Source organism: Natronosalvus vescus (assembly GCF_023973145.1).
In the GTDB taxonomy this organism is placed as follows: Archaea; Halobacteriota; Halobacteria; order Halobacteriales; family Natrialbaceae; genus Natronosalvus; species Natronosalvus vescus.
Genome location: NZ_CP099546.1, coordinates 1,035,687 through 1,055,625 on the forward strand (window position 1 = coordinate 1,035,687; position 19,939 = coordinate 1,055,625).

Sequence of the window (19,939 nt, forward strand, 5' to 3'; positions counted from 1 at the left end):
CGATCATGTACGATACTCTTGTTCGCAGTTGTGAAACTGTGTCCGTACACCCCTGGGGTGGTGAGACACTATGAGCATGACCTGGTACATCAGCCGACGGGTCGTCTGGGCGCTCATTGCCTCGTTTATCATAATGAGCTTTACGTTCGGACTTCTGGCAGCGTCACCGAATCCAACGACCAGTCAGGTCGCGTTCGACGCTGCACAGGACGGAGCCGATCCACAGGAGGCCGTCGAAACGTACGAAGCCACACGTGGAGAGGATCGACCGCTCTTCGAACAGTACACTGATTTCATGGTCTCGATGTACACGTTAGACTGGGGTGATTCGTTCATCTATCAAACTGACGTGTTAGGGGTGATCGCCGACGCGTGGATCTACTCGGCGATCATCGTTATCCCATCGACCATCCTCGCCGTCCTCATCGGGTTCGGCGTCGGTCTGTACTCAGCGACGAATCAGTACACGAAGACGGACTACGCCGCGACGTTCGCTGCGTTCTTCGGGATCAGTGTCCCCAACTTCTGGTTGGCGATCATGTTGATTTTGATCGGTGGGGTTATGCTCGGCTGGTTCCCGACGAGTTACGACACGGGCGTGTCCTGGTGGTCGCTCGAACACCTCCACCAGCTGATCTTGCCGTTAATCGTTCTCACGACGGCCGCCGTTGCATCCGAGATGCGTTACGCACGCGCTGAAACGCTCGAATACGTCAACGCCGAGTGGACGAAAACCGCTCGAGCGAAGGGGGTCAGCGAGTGGAAAATTATGTTCAGACATATCTTCCGGCCAGCGACACCGGTGTTGATCACGATACTGGTTGCTGACTTCGTAGGGATTATCTTCGCGACCTCGTACGTCATCGAGGTGATTTTTGGCATTCCAGGACTCGGGTTGGTCAGCTACAATGCGATCATCAATCAGGATACGCCACTCGTCCTCGCAACGACGCTGATCCCGGTGATCATCGCGATCCTCGGGAACCTGCTCCAGGACATCCTGTACACCGTGCTCGATCCACGAATTAGCTACGAGGGGAGAAACTAATGGCTACTGACACACCACAATCTCAGTCCGTCGACCTCGATGCGATCGACTGGGAACAGTATGAACGTGGTCGGTTCTACATCGCCAAACAGACGATCATCACGTACGGATCGTTGCTCCTGCTCGCCGTGATGTGGCTCTACGACCACCTCTACGTGGAGGCTCGACATCCGTTCGTCGAGCAGGATCTCGTGCTGTTCGAACTCTCGTTGAATCCGGACAACGTCGACTGGTTGTTCGCGATGACGCTGCTCGCGTTGTTCTGGTTCGTCGTCGTCCCGCTGTGGAAAAACAAGCGGATGACGATGTACTACTGGTCGAAGTTCAAACAAAACACGGCTGCCGTCTGGAGTATGGGCTTTCTCGCCGTGCTGTTCGTCGTGGGAACGGTCGGCCCGCTGATCATCGGCCACCCCGAGCCAAACTGGGGGAACCCGAACGCACCGCCGGTCTTCTTTGGCGGCGATTGGGCCCACCCGTTCGGAACGCACCGAACCGGGGAGGACATCCTCGAGATTACGATCGCTGGCGCGCAGGTGAGCCTGCAGGTCGGACTAATTGCGACGCTGTTCAGTGTCGTTCTCGCGGCGGTCGTCGGTGCAACGGCTGCGTTCTCCGGTGGCTGGCTGGACGAGCTCCTCATGCGCTTCGTCGACCTCCTCATGACGTTCCCGACGTTCTTCCTGATCGTGCTCCTCGTGTACATCTACGGTGGGAGCCTGTTCTTGCTAATCGTCATCCTGGCGTTCACGGGCTGGGGTGGGACGGCACGGTTGATCAGGAGTGAGGCCTTACAGCGCAGCGAAGAAGCGTACATCAGCGCCGCCGAGGCCGCAGGGGCGAGCAAGGCCTACATCATCAGACGCCACATCTTGCCGAACGTCTCAAACACGATCATCACGGCGGCAACGTTGCTGATTCCGATCATGATCCTGACGGAGGCAGTGATCGCGTTCCTCGGATTCGGCGACATGAACGTTTGGTCGTGGGGCCGGATCATCTCGGACGGGCGAAACCACCTGCGAACTGCCTGGTGGGTTGCAACGATTCCAGGAATCTTCCTGTTCTTCACCGTGTTAGCGTTCAACTTCCTCGGTGATGCACTACGAGACGCACTCGATCCACGACACGAAACAGAATAATGACTGACGAACCACTACTCTCGGTACGGGACCTGCAAACGGTGTTTCACACCGACGATGGAACCGTCCACGCCGTTGACGGTGTGAGCTTCGACGTCAAACGCGGTGAGACGGTCTGTATTGTTGGCGAAAGTGGCAGTGGCAAATCCGTGACCACCGAATCGATCACGCGGATCATCCAGATGCCGCCAGGTGAGATTGCCGGCGGCGAGGTACTCTTCGACGGTATGGACATCACGGCGATGTCCGAGAAGGAGATACGCAAGATTCGCGGCGGCCGGATCAGCCACGTCTTCCAGAACCCACAGAGCGCACTGAACCCGGTGTACACCATCGGTGCGCAGATCCGTGAGGCGATTCAAACCCACCAGGATCTCTCCAAAGAAGCGAGTCGCGAACGTGCGATCGAACTCCTCGACGAGGTCGGCATTCCGGAAGCGGCCTCCCGAGTCGACGATTACCCCCACGAGTTCAGCGGCGGCATGAAACAGCGAGCGATCATCGCGATGGCACTCGCGTGTGAACCCGACCTGCTGATCGCCGACGAACCGACGACGGCACTCGACGTCACGATCGAGTCGCAGATCCTCGAACTCCTGCTGGATCTCCAGGACGAGTTCGATATGTCGATCATTTTCGTCACCCACGACCTCGGGGTAGTCGCGGAAATCGCCGACCGAGTGATCGTCATGTACGCGGGGAAGGTCATGGAGCAAGCCGACGTCTTCGACCTCTATGACTCGCCTGCACACCCATATACGCGGGCGCTTCTCAACTGTCTCCCCGGGAACACTGGCACGGTCGAACCGATCGGTGGGACGCTTCCGAGTGTCACCAACCCGCCGGATGGCTGTCGGTTTGCCGACCGGTGTGAGTACGCCATCGATGACTGTTATGTCGGTGAACAACCGTATCTCGTTCCGGTAACGTCGAGCGATCACACTGTCTCGTGTCTTCACTACCACGATGGGTACGATTCGTCGACCGTCCTCGAGGACAACAACCGAACCGGATCGACGACTAACACACAGTTCGTTTCGGAATCAGGAGGTGATCGGTGATGAGGAGTTCGAATCCGTTACTCGAGGTCAAGAATCTCAAAAAACATTATCCAATCACGAAAGGAGTACTCAAACGCGAGATCGGTCGTGTCCGAGCCGTCGATGGGATCAGTCTCTCCGTCGACCGCGGTGAGACCGTTGGACTCGTCGGTGAGTCCGGATGTGGAAAGTCGACAGCTGCGACGACGATTCTCCAACTCGAGGAGGCCACCGATGGACAGGTGTTGTTCGAGGGCGAGGACGTCACGGCCTTCAACAAGCGTGAACTCAAACGGTTCCGTCGTCGGGCACAGATGATCTTCCAGGATCCGGACTCGAGTTTCGATCCACGTATGTCGATCGGGGAGTCCGTCGCCGAGCCCCTGTTGGTTAACGGTATGGACGACCGTCAGCGTCGCCGCGAGATCGTCGAACACCTGCTCGTGAAAGTCGGGCTCCAGGCGTCCGACGCCGACCGGTATCCACACGAGTTCAGTGGCGGACAGAAACAGCGTATCGGATTAGCTCGTGCACTCTCGGTCAACCCAGACTTGCTCGTCGCGGACGAACCGGTGTCGGCGCTAGACGTGTCGATTCAGGCGGAAATCCTCGACATTATGGAGGATCTGCAGGAAGAATTCGGCCTGGGAATCCTGATCATCAGCCATAATCTGGGCGTCATTCGCGAAATCTGTGACCGAGTCGGCGTGATGTACCTCGGCGAAATCGTCGAGGAAGGGCCAACTGAGGAAATCTTCGACAATCCACAGCATCCGTATACGCGAGCGCTTATCTCGTCGATTCCAGTTCCAGATCCACACCACTCTCGAACGGACGTGAAACTATCGGGGGACGTGCCAAGTCCGTCGAACCCACCGACGGGGTGTCGCTTCCATACGCGCTGTCCCGAAGTCATCCAGCCCGAGGCGTACGACTTCGACCAGGAGACGTGGCGAAGCGTGATGGATTACAAATACCGCGTCCACGATCGGTCACTCGACACCGACTCCATTCTGGAGGGAGTCATCACGAAGAGTGAAACCTACGAAGAGACGGATGAAGTGCCGTTCGACCAGTTCGATCAACGCCTGCGTTTGGAATTCGAGATTCCGGACTCGCTCCCCGACGAGCGGGCCGAGGACGCCCTCGGACGGTCGATTCGCCACGTCTATGACGATCAGTTCGACGAAGCGAGTTCGATCCTCGGTGAGGAGTTCGAGACGATCTGCCGACAGGAACGGCCAGAACAGGTACACGTCACTGGCGATCATCGCGCGTCGTGCCACCTTGTAGAAACTGAAGCGGAAACAGTCGTCGATTCGCCAGCACAACCGAGCGACGACTGACGAACGAGTTGCTTTTTACTCGTCGCCGTCTTCGTCGACGATGACGACTTCGCCGTCGACGACGTCGACGTTGATCAGCGTTTTAACGTGGTAGCCAGCGTCGGCAACTTTGTTCTCGCCGCCTTCTTTCTTGATGACGGCGACCGTGTCGACGACTTCAGCACCGATGTCGTCGAGGGCGCCGAGAACGGCGGCGAGGGTGCCGCCGGTCGAGAGCACGTCGTCGAGTACCAGTACGCGCTCGCCTGCGTAGACGTCGTTGATGAACATCTCGTTTTCCGAGTAGCCGGTTTTCTGGGCGATGGAGACCTCGCCCTCGAGGCCGTACTGGCGCTTTCGAATCACGGTAAGCGGAATGTCCGTCATCAGGGAGACGGCCGTCGAGATGTGAATTCCCATTGCCGCGGGAGTGACGATGCGGTCGACGTTCTCGAGGTCAGCTTTTCGCGTGATCCGAATCACGATTTCCCGGAGCAGTGACGGCTCGAGTTTGGGGACGCCGTCGCTGATCGGGTGCACGAAGTAGTGATAGCCCTCCTTTTCGATAATGGGGGCCTCGAGGAGTGACCGTTTCAACTGATCCATGTCGTGGATCAGCGGGATATCGAGTAAAAGCTGACGATACGCGACGACGATGATGTTACTCGGTAACAGCGATGACTATCGTTCCGGTGACGGTACCACGGTCGAGAGATCAACCGCACTCGAGTAGCCGTGCTGACTCCCACAGAACAACACCGCCATCGGGAAGGTCGAAACAATGCACCGCTGTTTACCGATCCAGTGGTGGCAAACGGGGTACGTGACTACAACGATCCCTCTCAGTCGCTCCGTCCGTACCGTAGCTCCGGCGGCTGTTCGCCGTGGCCGAGACGCATGTTTCGCTCGTAGTAGATGTGGGCGATGGCCGTCCCGGTGATCGTCACCGAGATTAACCCTGCCCAGGTAAGCTCCGAGAGGAGCGTCAACGGATAGATGTCGAGCCAGAGGGCGGCAACGAGCGCACAGCCGATCGCCCCCAGTGACAGGTACAGTTCACGCCAGGCGAACTCGCTGCCGGGCACGATCTCGAGGTAGATGTTGAGGTCACTCGTTCGATCGGTCGGTTCGATCACGCCGGCGTCTGAGTCGAATTGGAGTATACCCGCGGCGTCCATCTTGGGGAGGTGCGTTTGCTGGAGGGTCGTGTACACCCGCTTTCGTTGTTCCGGGGTAACCTTCTCGGGAACCGTCTCGTACTCCCAGGCGGCGACCTGCTGGGCGAGATCACCGAGTTCGACGGGACGACTGTCCTGTTTCAAATACTGGAGGACGTATCGGCGTCGCTGATTGCGGAGGACTTCGAAGACCTCTCCTTTCGAGAGCGGGTTCTGGGGGGATTGTTGTGACATCACGATGCCCTCACCTCGTGACACCTGCGCGGAAACCTATCGCCATCGATTGACGGCATGAACGCCACCTATATAGTTCTCGTGACGATCGAATTCGATACAGTTGCACGCTACTCCCCTCGTACTCGTGGGGTGTATTTAATTCCAACCTATCCCGAATCAACGACAACGGCGAGCGATCGAGCGATCTCTGTCGCGAGCGCTTCCTTCGACCCGGAAAACTGCGCGACGTCGTCCGCATGGACGAGGAGCGCTCGCGTTCGATTGGCACCCATGACGCTCGCGTCGTTGGCGACGACGAACGCGGCGTCGACGCGCTCGAGTACCTCTCGTGCGGCATCGATCATCGCCTCGTCGTCGCCGCTCGTTTCGGCTTTGAACGCGACGATAGGGAGATCGGGCTGCTCGTCGCGCACCGTATCGAGGAGCTTCGGCGTCGGTTCGAGGTCGAGGGTCAGTTCCTTCCCGGAGCGCAGTTTCTCTTCGCTGGGCTCGAGGGTGTAGTCGCCGATGGCCGCCGCACAGACGAGTGCGTCCGCCTCTGCACATGCCTCGTGCGTAGCTTCGAGCATCTCACCGGCGGTTTCGACGGGGGTGACGTCGGCGTAGGCGACATCGGCACCGTCGTGGACGAGCGTGACGTCCGCGCCGTGGACGTAACAGGCACGGGCGACGGCTCGTCCCATCTTCCCCGAGGATCGGTTCGTCAGCACACGCACGGGGTCGATCGGTTCGGCGGTCGCCCCGCTCGTGACTACGACGTGGCGACCCTCGAGCGGGCGTTCGCCGACGGCCCGGGCGACCCCACAGACGATCGCCTCCTCAGTCGCGATCTTGGCTTTTCCCTCCTCGATGCGGGGATCGACGAATTCAACGCCCCAGGATTCGACGCGGTCGATGGCCTCGAGCACGCCCGGATGGGTGTACATCGGTTCGTGCATGGCGGGGGCGATCACCACCGGAACGCCGGCACCGAGTGCGGTTGTCGCGCAGGTGGTGACAGGCGTGTCGTCGATCGCGCCGGCGATCTTGCCGACGGTGTTCGCCGTCGCCGGCGCGAGTAGGAGGACATCGGCCCACCCGTCGTTTCCACAGAGGGTGACGTGTTCGACGCCACCAGTAATTTCGGTGACGACGTCGTTCTCGGTCGCAAACTCGAGCGCCCATGGGTGAATGATTCCCCGTGCACTGTCGCTCATCACTGCCCGGACGCTGGCCCCCTGGCGTCGCAACTCGTGGGCAAGTTCGACCGCCTTGACGGCCGCAATGGAACCCGACACCCCGAGTGCGACGTTGACTCCCTCGAGCATTCTCGGTTGCTCTTCGAAGGGAGAGCTAAAATGCGTATGGATGTCGCGGCACCGACGGCGCCAGACTTACTCCCGATCGACGCTCGGGTGCATCGTCGGCCGATCGTCCAGCGGGTCGGCCAGGGCGTCGAGCATCGTCTCGCGCGCCCGTCGGTCGCGCTCGAGACGTTCGTCGTCGTCGATCTCCACACAGCCAGGGGGCACGTCCCGGTCACGACCCGTGAAGTAGCCTTCGGGGGCAACCCAGTCGTGGTAGAACGCGACGTCGGAATCGTGGATCACTGCCAGCGCGACTTTCGCGCCGTGGCCGGCGGCGACGATCGTCTGGTGTGGTTCGCCGGCGATTCGGCCCGCTGCGTAGACGCCATCGACGGCCGTTCGACCGCCGTCGTCGACCTGAAGCATGTACTTGCTGCCGCGCTGTTCCCGTCCGACGTCGAGGGGCACGAGGTACTCGCTGTCGGGCCAGGAGGCGGCGATCACGCGTCTGGCCTCGAGCGGCTCGCCCCCCTCGGTCTCGAGGACGAATCCGGCCTCGAGGTCGCCTTCGTCCCTGGGGGCGACGTGCGTGACTCGCCCGAGTTCGACGGTCGCCCCGGCCGTGTGGGCCTGCTCGCGGGCGAGTTGCAGGTACCGGCGGGCGTCGATCCCGTCCGGAAAGCCGGGGTAGTTCTCGAGGCTGGCGTTTCGGGCCAGGATCGACTCGCCGCCGTCGACGACGAGCGTGTCCAGGCCGTTCCGTGCGGTGAAGATCGATGCGGCGAGACCGGTGACCCCGCCACCGACGATACAGACGTCGCGCATACGGGTTCCTCCGGAAGGCGGCTATAGAAAGACTGCGACTTGGCGTGTGCGTCGTTACTGCTCTCGATACGCATCCTCATCGCCGCCCTCACTTTCACGCTCGCGTTCCCGCGGCGGGTGCCTGTCGCTCGCCGGCGTTCTCGCTCGAGCGTGGCTGTGTGGGCGCGTCGACGGATGGACGGGGTCGTCTCGTTCCGTATCGATTCGCGGAGACGGTTTCCTCGAGTCCTCGTCGCGGTGGCCGTACTGTCGCCGTTCGACCGCCCGCGCACGTCGGTTCGTGTCCCACTCCTGAAACAGCCCGTAGTCGGTCATCGTCTCCATGCCGGCGATGGCCGCCGAGAGTTTGATCCCGATCAGTGGAATATCGGCGACGGAGACGATCACGTCCGCACGGATGATCGCACCATCGCGCAGGAGGACATCGATGACGTCGACGATCGCGTCGTCGGATTTCTTCGGTTTCATCGGTTGGCGTCCCGTTGATCGTCACCGAACGTGGGGGCGAACGAGTACGGCGGCCACGGGCCGGTAAATCGCACCTCGAACCCCGGTTCGGCGGCGATCTCATCGAGCACTGACCCGATCGCCTCTTCGTCGGCCTCGCGGGCCATGACGGTGAGCCGACACAGTCGCTCGCCGGCGTCCGACCGATCGAATTCCCCGCCGAGATCGACCGAGGTTCGGCGCTCGAGTCGCCGCTGCTCACGGGTGCAGTCCTCGAGTTGCGTTTGCAGCCTGTTGGTCACGTTCTCCCGCCGGTGTTGGCGAAGCGTCTTCACTCGCTGATCGACCTGTTTCCGCAGGAGGAACGCCTCGCCCTCCGACGCCGTCTCGATCCGGTCGCGCAGGCTTTTGAGTTCATCGTCCCCCTCGAGTAGCGTCTTCTCGTCCGGCGGCTCCCGCTCGATCACGTCGATCCGGTACTCCCAGTGGCCGCGGAGATCCGCAAGCGTCGACTCGAGGCGGTCGCGCTCCTCTCGGAGCCAGCCGCGAACGGTGTCGTCGTCGCCGCGGATGATGGTGTCGAACTGGAACGGCAGTGGCGTACCGAAGGCGTCCGCCGCCCGGTCGATGACCGTCTGATGGCGAACCAGCCAGCGTTTGACCTCGGCGAGGTCGGCAGAATCGTACAACTCCTCACACGGGTGGACGACGGCCGCTATCGAGGCGTTCTCGAGGCGGACGAGGGAGACTGGTTCGTCGTCGATTCCAGTGGTCGAGAACGAAGCGTCATCGTCATCGCCGAGACTGACCACACAGTAAACGTATCGGCCATCCTCGAAGGTGACTCTCGAGTCGTCGTTATCGGCTGGTGTCGTGTTACCATCCCCGACTGGCGAGTTGTCGTCATCGCCTGGTTCCAGGGGGTCGCCGTCATCGGTCGTCGTGGAGTCACTACTCATCGTCATCACCACCGATCGTTGCGTACCCTGGCCGATCGAGTTCGTCGGCATCGACGTCGAGTCTGGCGATCGCATCCTCCACTAGCCCGTCGAGCTCCATCCGGAGGTCGTCGACGCCGTCTTCGATCCCCTCGTCGGCTTTGAGCTGTTCGATCTCGGCCTCGATCGCCGCAAGCTGACGACCCAGCCGGTCGACCTCCTCCGCGGAGAGCTTCGGCGAGTCCATCCGCCGGACGGCCTCCCGTTCCATCGCCTCGAGGAGGAGTTCGACGACCGTGATGACGAGCGTCATCAGCCCCTGGCGGGCGTCGTCACCCTCGCCGACATTGATCCTGGTCACGCGCTTTCACCATCGGCTTTGGCTGTCTCGGCAGGTGCTTCGTCGTTCGTTTCGTTCGACTCGGACTCATCGACCATCTCGTCGCTCGAGTCGTGCTGGTGGCAGAATCCGTCGTCTTTCGCCGGGCGCGAGCACCGTTCACCCGACGCCGTGAGCGCCTTGCATTGGTCGGTAGTCTGTGATTGAGCTTCAGCGTCCTCGTCACCGCCTCCGTCGTCCGTCAAGTTGACCCCTTGAGTGGGGGCGATCGGCGGGGCCGGCCGCTCCATCTCGGCGAGCTCGGGATCGCCGGCCGCCTCGGCGACACGGCGCATATCCGTCCCCTCGGGGAACTCGAGCCCGTATTTTGCGGCCGTCTCGAAGGAGGCGATCGCCGCTCGAATCTGGATGCCGAGCAACTGGGTGTCGCCGATCGAGACGGCGATGTCGGCGTTGATAACGATGCCTTTGTCGAGCAGGAGTTCGACGACTTCGGCGAGGTCGGCCTGCTGTCGACTCGGCTGGACGGCGTCCACCATCAGCGCTCACCCCGCCGCTTGCGTTCACGTTCGATCTCGAACCGCCTCCCGTAGATCCGCCGTCGGGATGGAGCGGTCGACAATCGCACCTGCTGGGGTACCGTCGAGTACCGGGCGTCGCTGCCCAGGTCGGCGCGACCGACCGGCATCGTCGAGGCGGCCGTCGGATTGCGCGAGTTCGTCCCGCGATCCGTCCGTCGCATCCGTTCGCGGTTCCACTCGTAGAGGTCTTCGAATTCCTCGTGGGCCTCGAGGAGTGCGTCTCGAACGCCGTCGATTCCACGCATTGCGCCCTGCTGGATCGCCACCTGGACGTACTCCGGATCCTCCAGGACGTCGACGTCCATCCTCTCGAACGTTTCCTCGGGTTCGAAGTCCATCCCCGACTCGTCACCCATGAGACCGTCGTCGTCGGTAACCGCCGACACCGCCGATCCGACCAGCGAATCGTCGTCGCCGACGTCGTCGATCGTGTCCGACAGCTCCGCCCCTGCATCCAGGATGTCGCCGAACTCGCTCGCGTTCCACATTCCGACGAGTTCGAGTGCGTCGAGCACCGCACCGAAGTCGATCGCCTCGCTCGGATCTCGTTCCCGTAGCGCCTCCGGGATATCGCCCGTTTCTATCGTCTCGAGTAACTCCTCGAGATCGACGGCATCGGTCAATTCCCCGAGGTCGACCGTCTCGAGGAACGTCGTTAGCACCGATGCGATGTCGGCAAGCGCATCGAAGTTCTCACGCACCGCCTCGCGTTCGTCGCTCTCGAGCGCGTCGATCGACTCGACGTCCTCGAGCAGTTCTTCGAGTCCGGAGAGCGCGGTCTTCCCGGCGTTGATGGCGTCGTCGATATCGATCTCTTCGAGAGCGTCGGTGGCGTCTTCCCCTTCGAGATCGAAATCCACGCTCGCGACCTCGAGTTCGTCGTCGTCACTCATCGGACTCACCTCCGGTATCGGCTGCCCCGGGCCTGGACTCAGACTCTGCCTCGCTCGAAGTCGTGTTGTCGTCTCGCGCTCGTGTCGTCGAATCGGTATCGACCCGGTCACCTCGATCGTCGTCCGCTCTCCGCACCACCACCGTGAGCACGTCGTTGTTTATCGCCGCGGTTTCTGTCGTCTCCGACCACGGAATCTCGACGCGCTCGAGTTCGGTCGTCCCGACGGCGACCACAAGACTGCCATTTTCAACCCCGACCCGAACGTCTCCGGGATCGACGGTCGATAGATCGGCGACGATCTCGAGTTCGTCGTCGTAGCGATTGACGGTCACATCGACAGCAGGCTCGTTTTCTCGAATCCGTCGACGTCGAGGATGACGCTCGAACCCTCTGTCGTTTTCAGACTCGTGATCGCCGACGGCTGACTCGAGTGGATTCATCCGAACGTCCAGATCGACGTCGAACGACGATCGGTCGGAATCTGCCTCGTAGCGGTTCTCCGTGTACGGGTTCTGGTGGTCGCCCGGGATCCCCCGCCGTCGCTGTGGCCGACCACGTCCGGTGCTCGCGTCGTCGATCGCCTCGAACAGCCGGAACAGTTGTGAGATGATGCCGCCGGGTCGATCGGTACGCTCGTCGTCCGGCGGTTCCTCTGCCCCATTCGATTCGCCCGGGTCATGTGGCGGATCTACCATCAGGATCGCACCTCCACTCGGCCGCTCATAAGTTCCTCGTGTACCTCGCGAGCGATCTCGAGGTCGGCCTCGATGTCGGCTTTTCGTCGTTCGTACTCCGTCTCCGACCGCTCACCCAGTTCGTAGAGCAGCCGATTCTCCTTCAGTTCGTCCTCGAGCGCGTCGATGTCGTACAATTCGTCGAGCGCGAGCGTGTGCAGCGTCTCGACGAGGGTGACGAACGGCCGAAAGAGGAGGTCGTCGATGATGATCGCGAAGACGGTGAATAGCATAGTCATCGTTGGGCTCCGATCTGGATGTCGACGAAATTGTACGGGGCGAACGGGCCCGAGTACTGGACGATCACGTCCTCGAGGGACTCCTCGAGCGAGCCGATCGCACTGTCAAACGCCTCTCGATCCGAGCGCTCGACCAGATACGACCGGTTGAGCAACAGTCGATCACTGAATCGACCGTTATCGACCTGTTCGACGGCTAGTGGGTCGAGTTCGTCCGCTACGAGGGATTCGACGTCGTCCTCGCCGACCGTCGCCTCCGGTTCGGTGACGAGTTTGACGCCGAGTTCGACGCGGCCGTCGATTTCGTGGAGCGTGCGTCTGAACGCACTGCGCCCACCACGGAGGACGTTCTTCAGTGCCCGCTCGCTCTCGAAGACCATTCCGAACCGCATCGGCACGATCGTTCGACCCCCATCGCTGGTCATGAGTGCTCTGAGCACCTCGTCGTGTCGTTTGGCGTCCTCGTCGGTCTGTTCGGGGTCGGTGACGTCGATGGGGGAAGCGAGGGCAGCGAGTCGCCCGTGTGTCACCGGGTAGATCTTCGACGCACCCCTGACGGCACCGTTCTCGAGTTTCAGGTCGTTCCCTTCTCCCTCACTTTCGCTCCCGTCCGGATCGACGTCGAAGGTCGTCGCGTCACTCGCGGCGACGATCCCGTAGACGTAGTGGTAACTCGCGTCGGTCACTCTCTGACCTCCGATATCTGTTCGGTCGCAGCAGCTGTAGCCAGGTCACCAGCGACTGGTCGGCAAGCACCTGCAGGACTCTCGTGTAACTGTAGCGACCCCAACCGTCCGTCGACCGTCGGGTGCCGCCGATGTGGACTCCGTTTCATAGTGGGCCTCCCTCGAGTTCGTCGCGTTCGAGTTCGATGCGTGTGCGAGTGCGAGTGTACACGCGATAACGACGGCGTGAACCACCACTCGGTCGTCGACACGTTCAATGGGGGCGCGGGTTATCGTGGTGCTTGCAGATGCAGTCTCCGTTCACACACGCCGAAGGGGAGACAGCCAGCAGATTGCTGTGACTGGTAACCGCCAGTCGATGCTGTGACTGGCAACCGCGCGCCCCCGATAGCTCCCGGAATCCTTAATGGAACGTCCAGCAAAAATTACGATCATGTACGACGATGAGGATCTCGAGACGATCCGCTCCGCCGAGTCCGAGTGGGAGGAGGAAACCCTCGAGCCAGTCCTCGACCGATTCGGTGAACGCAAGGATCGATTCGCGACGATCTCGAACCTCGAGGTCAATCGGCTGTACACGCCCGACGACGTCGAGGGGCTCGATTTCCTCGAGGATCTGGGCTTCCCCGGCGAGGAACCCTACACGCGAGGGCCGTACCCGACGATGTATCGGGGTCGGACGTGGACGATGCGCCAGTTCGCCGGCTTCGGGACGGCCGAAGAGACCAACGAGCGGTTCCACTATCTGATCGAGCAGGGCCAGACCGGGCTGTCGACGGCGTTCGACATGCCCACGCTGATGGGACTCGATTCGGACGACCCGATGAGCGACGGCGAGGTCGGCAGGGAAGGCGTCGCCGTCGACACCCTGCGAGACATGGAGATCCTCTTCGACGGCATCGACGTCGACGATGTCTCCACGAGTTTCACGATCAACCCCTCCGCACCCGTCATCTACGCGATGTACGTCGCCCTGGCCGACCAGCAGGGCGTCCCGCGCGAACGGATCCGCGGCACCCTCCAGAACGACATGTTCAAGGAGTTCATCGCCCAGAAGGAGTGGGTGATCCCGCCGGATCCGTCGCTCAAACTCGTCACCGACGTCGTCGAGTTCAGCGCCGAGGAGACGCCAAAGTTCCACCCCATTTCGGTCTCGGGCTATCACATCCGCGAGGCCGGCTCGACTGCCGTCCAGGAACTCGCCTTCACGCTCGCCGACGGCTTCGGCTACGTCGAAGACGCCATCGAGCGCGGCCTCGAGGTCGACGAGTTCGCCCCTCGGCTGTCGTTCTTCTTCAACTGTCACAACTCCTTCTTCGAGGAGATCGCCAAGTTCCGCGCGGCCCGCCGGATCTATGCCCGCGTGATGGACGAGTGGTACGACGCCGAGCGGGCGGAGTCCAAACGGCTGAAGTTCCACACGCAAACGGCCGGCCAGTCGCTGACGGCCCAGCAGCCGATCAATAACGTCGCTCGGGTGACGATGCAGGCGCTGGCGGGCGTCCTCGGGGGCACGCAGTCGCTGCACACCAACAGCTTCGACGAGGCGCTCGCCCTGCCCAGCGAGAAGGCCGTCCGGGTCGCCCTGCGCACCCAGCAGATAATCGCCGAGGAGTCCGGTGCTGCGGACATCGTCGATCCGCTGGGCGGGTCGTTCGCCGTCGAGGCGCTCACGAACGAGACGGAAAAACGAGCCATGCGCTACATCGAGCACATCCGCGACCTCGGTGACGGCTCGGTTCGCGACGGCATCCTCCAGGGGATCGACGACGGCTACTTCCTCCGGGAGATCCAGGAGGCCTCCTACGAGTACCAGGAACGCGTCGAACGCGAGGAGGAGGTCGTCGTCGGCGTCAACAAGTTCACGATCGACGAGGACACTTCCCCCGACATCCTCCACGTCGACGAAACTACCCAGGATCGCCAGCTGAACCGTCTCGAGCAGACGAAAGCCGACCGCGACGACGAAGCCGTTGAGGCGACGCTGTCGGCGCTCGAGGAGGCGATCGGAAACGACGAGAACACCATTCCATACATCGTCGACGCGGTCAAAGCCTACGCGACGATGGGCGAGATCATGCAGGTGTTCGAACAGCAGTACGGCGCCTACACCGAACAGATAGGGCTCGCCTAGTGGCGTTACAAGCCTGAACTGATGGGTGGAATCGATGATGGTCGTCCGAGTGTCCCCATCAGTCGACGCTTGACGGAGCACTAGATCGGTTTTCGCCTTCTCCCCCGATACGGGGCAGACATTTTTCGATGTCGAGACACGGGATACCGTCTCGAGCCGTCGCAGTGGTGACGTCGGTGTGACCTGGTAAAGCCGATGTTCGCGAAGGTATATCGGACTCACGATCCAATCTCCGGTGTGATTCCGTGAGTGACCCATCGAATGCTGAAACGGATCGCCTCCCGGCGGGAGCGACAATCGGGCGGAGCGCCCTCCGCGTGTCGGATCTCGAGGAGACGACCGAGTTCTATCGAACCGTCGTCGGACTCAGGGTACTCAGTCGATCCGACGCGACGGCGGTGCTCGGCGTCGAGGGGACGCCGCTTCTCGTTCTAGAACGTGATTCGGACGCCCAGCCTCGCCACCGAAGCGCCACCGGCCTCTACCACAACGCGTTTTGGGTTCCTTCCCGCGAGGCGCTCGGCGACGCGCTAAACCGGATCCGGGATCGGTGGCACCTCGGTGGGGCGTCCGACCACGGCGTGAGCGAGGCGCTGTACTGCACCGATCCCGAGGGAAATGGCGTCGAAATCTACCGCGATTATCCCCGCGAGTCGTGGCCGAGTGGTGACGACAATCCCATACGGATGACAACTGAACCGCTAGATCTCGCCACGATCTCGGCGGCCGCCGCGGGTGACGAGCACGTCCCGGCGGGAACCGACGTCGGCCACGTCCACCTGGAAGTATCCTCGCTCGAGTCGTTCAGGACGTTCTACGTGGACGTGCTCGGGTTCGAGGTCACGACGACAGTTCCTGGGGCGGTGTTCGTCTCCGCCGGGGGCTATCACCACCACCTCGGGGCGAACACGTGGCACCACCGAACGGCGTCGGTCGATGGGCGGGGTCTGTCGTGGCTCGAGGTACTCCTTCCAGAAGCGAGCGACCTCGAGGCGCTTCAGGATCGCCTCGAGAGCCACAACGTGCAGGTCACGAAGCGTGAGGAGGGCATATCCGTCGACGACCCCGATGGCATCCAGGTTCGGTGTCGAGTGGGATCGCCGACGTAGACGACTGTTTCCTGGTTCGTCTCCCGATTACAATAGCAGGCGCCTTCGATCGATCACCGAAACGCACTTGTTGCTGACACGAACAGTTCGGACAATGGCCGAAGACGCCGTCCTCCACCGTCTCAACGTGATCATCGTTCTGCTGGTCGCGATACTCGCCATCCTGTTGTGGCCCGTTCTCACTCCGCTCATCCTGTTCGCGAACGTCGTTATCGTCTTGCTCGTGGGACTCGGGCTTAGCTGGGCGCTACTGCAGCGCGTTCGGTGAGCCCGCCACCGTCGTCACCTCATCCGGAACGTCGCCCGACCAGTATCACCCGCGTTTCGTCTCGTCGCTCGTACTCGTCGTAGATCTGAATCCTGATTCCGTGGGATCGACACCGCTCGAGCAGTTCGCCCGGCTGGAACCGGTAGCGATCCCCGGGGCCACTCGTGCTCGCGCTCGAGTCCCCGCTATCGCCCGAAACGACGTAGTGCTCGTAGACGAGGATGCCACCGGGTGTGAGCGCCTCGAGAATCTCCGGCAGCGATCGCCGAGCGTCGAAGAAACTGATGGTGACCAGGTCGTACATCGTCGGCGGAAACCCGTAGCGATCCGCGTCGGCGAGAATCCAGTTGGCCGACACCCCATCCGCCCTGGCTCGAGCTCGAGCGCGCTCGAGGACGATCCGCGAGATGTCGAGGCCGTCGACCGTCCAGCCGTGGGCGGCCAGGTAGCGGGCGTTTCGCCCGCCGCCGGTGGCGACGTCGAGCGCTCGACCCGGCGGGTGGCCGTCGACGGCAGCCTCGAGGATCGGGGAGGGGTCGCCGGGGGAACGGTCGCCTCGAGTTCGAGCCCGGTAGCGGTCGTCCCACCGGTTTCGTTCCTCGTTGGTCACGTCGATCACTTCGACGGGAGCAGCCAAGAATCCCACCCAGTCGGGTATCGGGGGCCGGTCATCGACCAACCATGGACTGACGTTGGGTAATTCTGAACTGACGATACTCGAGCGGGCGTGACCTGCAGAATTATGCGAGGAAATCCTCGACCGTCGGCCGCTCGAGGTCGCCGGGGAACGCCTCGACTGGTGCCTGCACCTCGTCGCCGGAGGCCATCTCCTTCAGCGTAATCTCGTCGTTCTCGAGGTCGCGCTCGCCGACGATCACGGTCGTTTCGGCGTTTATCGAGTCGGCGTAGCCAAGCTGGGCACCGAAGGAACGTCCGGCGACGTCCGTCTCGACGACGTGGCCGCGTTCGCGGAGTTCGCGGCCGATTCTCGAGGCGATGGGTCGCGTATCACCCACCGACAGGACGTAGTAGTCCGTCGTGATCTCCTCGTCGGGCCAGACGCCCGCCCGCTGCATGAGCAAGGGGATGGTCGCGTGACCGGGGGCGACACCAACGGCGGGGGTCGGCTGGCCGCCGAAGGACTCGATGAGGTCGTCGTAGCGGCCGCCGCCGAACACCGATCGGGAGACCTCGCCGGCGGAGTCGAAGCACTCGAAGACGACGCCCGTGTAGTAATCGAGGCCGCGCGCCGTCTCGAGCGAGATCGTACAGAACTCTCGAGCGCCGAAGTCCTCGGCGGCGGCGAGCACCGCCTGCAAGTTTTCGACGGCGTCGGTCACCCGCTCGGTGCCGGAGAACTCGACGACGGCCTCGAGGTCGCCGCTGGCGATGAGGTCGTCGAACTGCGCTGCGTCGTCTGCCGGAAGGCCGGCGTCGACGAGCAGGTCGTGGTACTCGACGCGCTCGATTTTGTCCGACTTGTCGACCGCTCGAATCGCCGCTTCGACGTCGACGTCGGCGTCGTAGGTTTTGAGGACGCCCCCGAGGACGTCCCGGTGGGAGATGCGGAACTCGAAGTGGTCGCTCGTGAGTCCGAGTCCGGTGAGGGCGTCCGCCGCCCACGCGAGGATTTCGGCGTCGGCTTCGGGTTCGGCGGAGCCGAAGATGTCGACGTTGGTCTGGTAGAACTCTCGCTGACGACCCTGCTGTACCTGCTCGTAGCGCCAGAAGGGGCGCGTGGAGAACCACTTGATGGGTTTCGAGAGTTCCTGCTGTTTGGCGACGACCATCCGGGCAACGGTCGGCGTCAGTTCCGGGGTGAGCGTGACGTGGCGGCCACCCTGATCCTCGAATGCGTACAGCTCGTCGACGATCTCGTCGCCGCTCTTGTCCGTCCACATCTCGGCGCGCTCGAGCGCCGGCGTCCCGATTTCGCGAAAGCCGTACTGGCGGGCGGTCTCCTCGAGCGTGTCGATAGCCGCGCGCCGGGCGGCCATCTCGCCGGGATAGAAGTCACGAAAACCCTTGATTCGGTCGTACATGGGAGGTGGTTTGCGGACGGGACACTTCTACTCTTTCGTTCGCTCATCGTGTGTCGTTCGTCTGTGGGATCACATTCGGCATCCCTCTCTCGCAAAAGAGTGGTCACGGTGTCTCTCCACTTTTACTGCAATCCAAACTTCTACTCGGATTAGGATTAGTGGTTTTCGATGGATGACTGGAACGTAGTTGTTTCCGGGGTATCCGGAAACGTGCAACTAACCAACCAGGGATCAACGAGTGTCCCATTTTTCCGATCGTCACTACTGGCCCGTTGACTCGCCGTTTTTGGATTCGTTGCCGGTATCGAACGTCGATTCGACGATATCGTCGCTCGTGTCCCCCATCCAGTGAAACGTTCGCTGGGCCTGGAATCCAATTTCCTCGAACGCCGACTCGGCTGCATCACGTTCGTCGTCGGTCAGTTCGACCAGGTGAATCAGCGGTCGACCCGGAAGGACTCGTGGATTCGCCGAAATACCGATCAGCAACCCCGTGAACGGCGCTTCAATGACGTGGTTCTCCTCGTCGAAGTGATCGGAGATTACGCACATCTTTTCCCCCGCCTCGACGATGGGATGCGGCCCCCACGTCATCTCTACCAGACCGCCCGTGTCCGCGCGCAACCACGTCTTCTCGCTTTCACTCTCGAGAATTTTCCCGAACGTCGGTGGTCGCGAATCGACCTCCGGCAACAGGTTGTACGTCGCCATGACGTTCTCGACGCCCTCGATGGCCCGCTCAATCAGCACGGGCTGGAACCGATCGGCCTCACCCATCTCGATCGTAGCGGTCGGAACGCCGTCTTCGGTGGCCTCCCGTCGTAATGACCCTTCGCTACCGGCGCTGGAAAGTACCAGTTCAGCGCCGAACGCCTCGACGAGACGAGCCACGTCGTCATCGTCTATATCGGCCCGTGCGTGCATGAGCGTCAGTTTGTTCCGGGTCGACGTGTGAAAATCGAGGCCCATGTCGCACCGACTGACGAACTGATCGAATATGTTCTTCGCCATCCGCGACGCCTCCGAACCGTCAGCCAGGCCGGGAAACGAACGGTTCAGGTCGCGGTCGTAGATCGGCAAATACCGCTGTTCGGCTCGATACCCCGGCACGTTGACGACGTGGATGCAGACGAGCGTCCCGTGGAGGTCTGCCGGTTCGTACTCGTTCGCTATCCGTTGAAGCACTTTTACCCCATTTATTTCGTCACCGTGAACCGCAGCAGTCAGAAACAGACGTGGGCCAGGGTGATCGCCGTTAACGATCGTTACTGGCAGTTCGATAGATTGGTCGAGATAGTTCATACCTACCCGATACTCGAAATGACGTTTCTCTCCCGGCTTCACTCGCCACTTTTCGTCCGATTCGGACGGTGAATCGAAGACGAATGCCTCCTGATTAGTGTGATTTGACGACACGGTTCCCTCTCAAATGGAGCAGCGATGGC

Annotated in this window: 22 protein-coding genes; 7 read left to right on the plus strand and 15 right to left on the minus strand. The window is 61.8% G+C overall.

Features of this window, described 5'->3' with window-relative positions:
• Positions 1 to 70 precede the first annotated feature (70 nt).
• From NGM68_RS04860 to NGM68_RS04875, 4 genes are read left to right on the plus strand one after another with little or no spacing between them, the layout of a single operon-like run.
• Positions 71 to 1,048, plus strand: coding sequence for an ABC transporter permease (locus tag NGM68_RS04860; RefSeq protein WP_252700521.1), 978 nt, complete (start codon positions 71 to 73; stop codon positions 1,046 to 1,048).
• Complete coding sequence (locus NGM68_RS04865) at positions 1,048 to 2,190, plus strand: ABC transporter permease (RefSeq protein WP_252700522.1); 1,143 nt, start codon at positions 1,048 to 1,050, stop codon at positions 2,188 to 2,190. Before NGM68_RS04860 ends, NGM68_RS04865 begins: the two co-directional genes overlap by 1 nt.
• Entirely contained in the window at positions 2,190 to 3,251 is a 1,062-nt protein-coding gene (locus NGM68_RS04870) for an ABC transporter ATP-binding protein (RefSeq protein ID WP_252700523.1), read from the plus strand. The genes NGM68_RS04865 and NGM68_RS04870 overlap by 1 nt, the downstream gene beginning before the upstream one ends.
• A complete protein-coding gene (locus NGM68_RS04875) occupies positions 3,251 to 4,576 on the plus strand; it encodes an ABC transporter ATP-binding protein (RefSeq protein WP_252700524.1) in 1,326 nt (441 codons plus the stop codon). Before NGM68_RS04870 ends, NGM68_RS04875 begins: the two co-directional genes overlap by 1 nt.
• A gap of 15 nt (positions 4,577 to 4,591) precedes the next feature.
• Here NGM68_RS04875 and hpt read toward each other — a convergent pair whose 3' ends face one another.
• From hpt to NGM68_RS04935, 12 genes are all read right to left on the minus strand, one after another.
• Positions 4,592 to 5,161 carry a hypoxanthine/guanine phosphoribosyltransferase gene (hpt, locus tag NGM68_RS04880; RefSeq protein WP_252700525.1) on the minus strand — a complete coding sequence of 190 codons (570 nt, stop codon included), beginning with the start codon at positions 5,159 to 5,161 and terminating at the stop codon, positions 4,592 to 4,594.
• Between the two features lie 236 nt (positions 5,162 to 5,397).
• Positions 5,398 to 5,967 (minus strand): DUF7344 domain-containing protein, encoded by a 570-nt coding sequence (locus NGM68_RS04885; RefSeq protein WP_252700526.1) that lies wholly within the window; start codon positions 5,965 to 5,967, stop codon positions 5,398 to 5,400.
• Positions 5,968 to 6,116: 149 nt separating this feature from the next.
• Complete coding sequence (coaBC, locus tag NGM68_RS04890) at positions 6,117 to 7,277, minus strand: bifunctional phosphopantothenoylcysteine decarboxylase/phosphopantothenate--cysteine ligase CoaBC (RefSeq protein ID WP_252700527.1); 1,161 nt, start codon at positions 7,275 to 7,277, stop codon at positions 6,117 to 6,119.
• 66 nt (positions 7,278 to 7,343) lie between these two features.
• Positions 7,344 to 8,081 carry an NAD(P)/FAD-dependent oxidoreductase gene (locus NGM68_RS04895; protein ID WP_252700528.1) on the minus strand — a complete coding sequence of 246 codons (738 nt, stop codon included), beginning with the start codon at positions 8,079 to 8,081 and terminating at the stop codon, positions 7,344 to 7,346.
• Between the two features lie 54 nt (positions 8,082 to 8,135).
• Entirely contained in the window at positions 8,136 to 8,549 is a 414-nt protein-coding gene (gene gvpM / locus NGM68_RS04900) for a gas vesicle protein GvpM (RefSeq protein WP_252700529.1), read from the minus strand.
• On the minus strand, positions 8,546 to 9,487 hold the full coding sequence (gene gvpL / locus NGM68_RS04905) for a gas vesicle protein GvpL (protein ID WP_252700530.1): 942 nt from the start codon (positions 9,485 to 9,487) through the stop codon (positions 8,546 to 8,548). Before gvpL ends, gvpM begins: the two co-directional genes overlap by 4 nt.
• Positions 9,480 to 9,827 (minus strand): gas vesicle protein K, encoded by a 348-nt coding sequence (locus tag NGM68_RS04910; RefSeq protein ID WP_256469933.1) that lies wholly within the window; start codon positions 9,825 to 9,827, stop codon positions 9,480 to 9,482. The genes gvpL and NGM68_RS04910 overlap by 8 nt, the downstream gene beginning before the upstream one ends.
• A complete protein-coding gene (gvpJ, locus tag NGM68_RS04915; protein WP_252700531.1) occupies positions 9,824 to 10,345 on the minus strand; it encodes a gas vesicle protein GvpJ in 522 nt (173 codons plus the stop codon). The genes NGM68_RS04910 and gvpJ overlap by 4 nt, the downstream gene beginning before the upstream one ends.
• Positions 10,345 to 11,280, minus strand: coding sequence for a hypothetical protein (locus tag NGM68_RS04920; protein WP_252700532.1), 936 nt, complete (start codon positions 11,278 to 11,280; stop codon positions 10,345 to 10,347). The genes gvpJ and NGM68_RS04920 overlap by 1 nt, the downstream gene beginning before the upstream one ends.
• On the minus strand, positions 11,273 to 11,977 hold the full coding sequence (locus NGM68_RS04925) for a gas vesicle protein GvpH (protein ID WP_252700533.1): 705 nt from the start codon (positions 11,975 to 11,977) through the stop codon (positions 11,273 to 11,275). Before NGM68_RS04925 ends, NGM68_RS04920 begins: the two co-directional genes overlap by 8 nt.
• Positions 11,977 to 12,249 carry a gas vesicle protein GvpF gene (gene gvpF, locus NGM68_RS04930; RefSeq protein WP_252701380.1) on the minus strand — a complete coding sequence of 91 codons (273 nt, stop codon included), beginning with the start codon at positions 12,247 to 12,249 and terminating at the stop codon, positions 11,977 to 11,979. The genes NGM68_RS04925 and gvpF overlap by 1 nt, the downstream gene beginning before the upstream one ends.
• Positions 12,250 to 12,251: 2 nt before the next feature.
• A complete protein-coding gene (locus NGM68_RS04935) occupies positions 12,252 to 12,941 on the minus strand; it encodes a GvpL/GvpF family gas vesicle protein (protein WP_252700534.1) in 690 nt (229 codons plus the stop codon).
• Between the two features lie 433 nt (positions 12,942 to 13,374).
• Here NGM68_RS04935 and NGM68_RS04940 point away from each other — a divergent pair, with 433 nt between their 5' ends.
• The 3 genes from NGM68_RS04940 to NGM68_RS04950 all read left to right on the plus strand — a co-directional run bounded on the left by NGM68_RS04940 (position 13,375) and on the right by NGM68_RS04950 (position 16,452).
• Complete coding sequence (locus tag NGM68_RS04940; RefSeq protein WP_252700535.1) at positions 13,375 to 15,075, plus strand: methylmalonyl-CoA mutase family protein; 1,701 nt, start codon at positions 13,375 to 13,377, stop codon at positions 15,073 to 15,075.
• 245 nt (positions 15,076 to 15,320) lie between these two features.
• Positions 15,321 to 16,184, plus strand: coding sequence for a VOC family protein (locus NGM68_RS04945; protein ID WP_252700536.1), 864 nt, complete (start codon positions 15,321 to 15,323; stop codon positions 16,182 to 16,184).
• Positions 16,185 to 16,278: 94 nt separating this feature from the next.
• Positions 16,279 to 16,452, plus strand: coding sequence for a hypothetical protein (locus NGM68_RS04950; protein ID WP_252700537.1), 174 nt, complete (start codon positions 16,279 to 16,281; stop codon positions 16,450 to 16,452).
• A gap of 19 nt (positions 16,453 to 16,471) precedes the next feature.
• Here the strand turns inward: NGM68_RS04950 and NGM68_RS04955 are convergent, their stop codons facing one another.
• The 3 genes from NGM68_RS04955 to NGM68_RS04965 form a co-directional block, all read right to left on the minus strand.
• Positions 16,472 to 17,089 carry a class I SAM-dependent methyltransferase gene (locus tag NGM68_RS04955; protein WP_252700538.1) on the minus strand — a complete coding sequence of 206 codons (618 nt, stop codon included), beginning with the start codon at positions 17,087 to 17,089 and terminating at the stop codon, positions 16,472 to 16,474.
• A 103-nt stretch (positions 17,090 to 17,192) separates the two neighbouring features.
• Complete coding sequence (gene hisS / locus NGM68_RS04960; protein ID WP_252700539.1) at positions 17,193 to 18,494, minus strand: histidine--tRNA ligase; 1,302 nt, start codon at positions 18,492 to 18,494, stop codon at positions 17,193 to 17,195.
• Positions 18,495 to 18,755: 261 nt separating this feature from the next.
• Complete coding sequence (locus tag NGM68_RS04965; protein ID WP_252700540.1) at positions 18,756 to 19,796, minus strand: succinylglutamate desuccinylase/aspartoacylase family protein; 1,041 nt, start codon at positions 19,794 to 19,796, stop codon at positions 18,756 to 18,758.
• Positions 19,797 to 19,939 lie beyond the last annotated feature (143 nt).

Coding starts and splice junctions, on each gene's coding strand:
- NGM68_RS04860 (WP_252700521.1), top strand. CDS start 71: ATGAGCATGACCTGGTACATCAGCCGACGGGTCGTCTGGGCGCTCATT.
- NGM68_RS04865 (WP_252700522.1), top strand. CDS start 1,048: ATGGCTACTGACACACCACAATCTCAGTCCGTCGACCTCGATGCGATC.
- NGM68_RS04870 (WP_252700523.1), top strand. CDS start 2,190: ATGACTGACGAACCACTACTCTCGGTACGGGACCTGCAAACGGTGTTT.
- NGM68_RS04875 (WP_252700524.1), top strand. CDS start 3,251: ATGAGGAGTTCGAATCCGTTACTCGAGGTCAAGAATCTCAAAAAACAT.
- hpt (WP_252700525.1), bottom strand. CDS start 5,161: ATGGATCAGTTGAAACGGTCACTCCTCGAGGCCCCCATTATCGAAAAG.
- NGM68_RS04885 (WP_252700526.1), bottom strand. CDS start 5,967: ATGTCACAACAATCCCCCCAGAACCCGCTCTCGAAAGGAGAGGTCTTC.
- coaBC (WP_252700527.1), bottom strand. CDS start 7,277: ATGCTCGAGGGAGTCAACGTCGCACTCGGGGTGTCGGGTTCCATTGCG.
- NGM68_RS04895 (WP_252700528.1), bottom strand. CDS start 8,081: ATGCGCGACGTCTGTATCGTCGGTGGCGGGGTCACCGGTCTCGCCGCA.
- gvpM (WP_252700529.1), bottom strand. CDS start 8,549: ATGAAACCGAAGAAATCCGACGACGCGATCGTCGACGTCATCGATGTC.
- gvpL (WP_252700530.1), bottom strand. CDS start 9,487: ATGAGTAGTGACTCCACGACGACCGATGACGGCGACCCCCTGGAACCA.
- gvpJ (WP_252700531.1), bottom strand. CDS start 10,345: ATGGTGGACGCCGTCCAGCCGAGTCGACAGCAGGCCGACCTCGCCGAA.
- NGM68_RS04920 (WP_252700532.1), bottom strand. CDS start 11,280: ATGAGTGACGACGACGAACTCGAGGTCGCGAGCGTGGATTTCGATCTC.
- NGM68_RS04925 (WP_252700533.1), bottom strand. CDS start 11,977: ATGGTAGATCCGCCACATGACCCGGGCGAATCGAATGGGGCAGAGGAA.
- gvpF (WP_252701380.1), bottom strand. CDS start 12,249: ATGCTATTCACCGTCTTCGCGATCATCATCGACGACCTCCTCTTTCGG.
- NGM68_RS04940 (WP_252700535.1), top strand. CDS start 13,375: ATGTACGACGATGAGGATCTCGAGACGATCCGCTCCGCCGAGTCCGAG.
- NGM68_RS04950 (WP_252700537.1), top strand. CDS start 16,279: ATGGCCGAAGACGCCGTCCTCCACCGTCTCAACGTGATCATCGTTCTG.
- hisS (WP_252700539.1), bottom strand. CDS start 18,494: ATGTACGACCGAATCAAGGGTTTTCGTGACTTCTATCCCGGCGAGATG.
- NGM68_RS04965 (WP_252700540.1), bottom strand. CDS start 19,796: ATGAACTATCTCGACCAATCTATCGAACTGCCAGTAACGATCGTTAAC.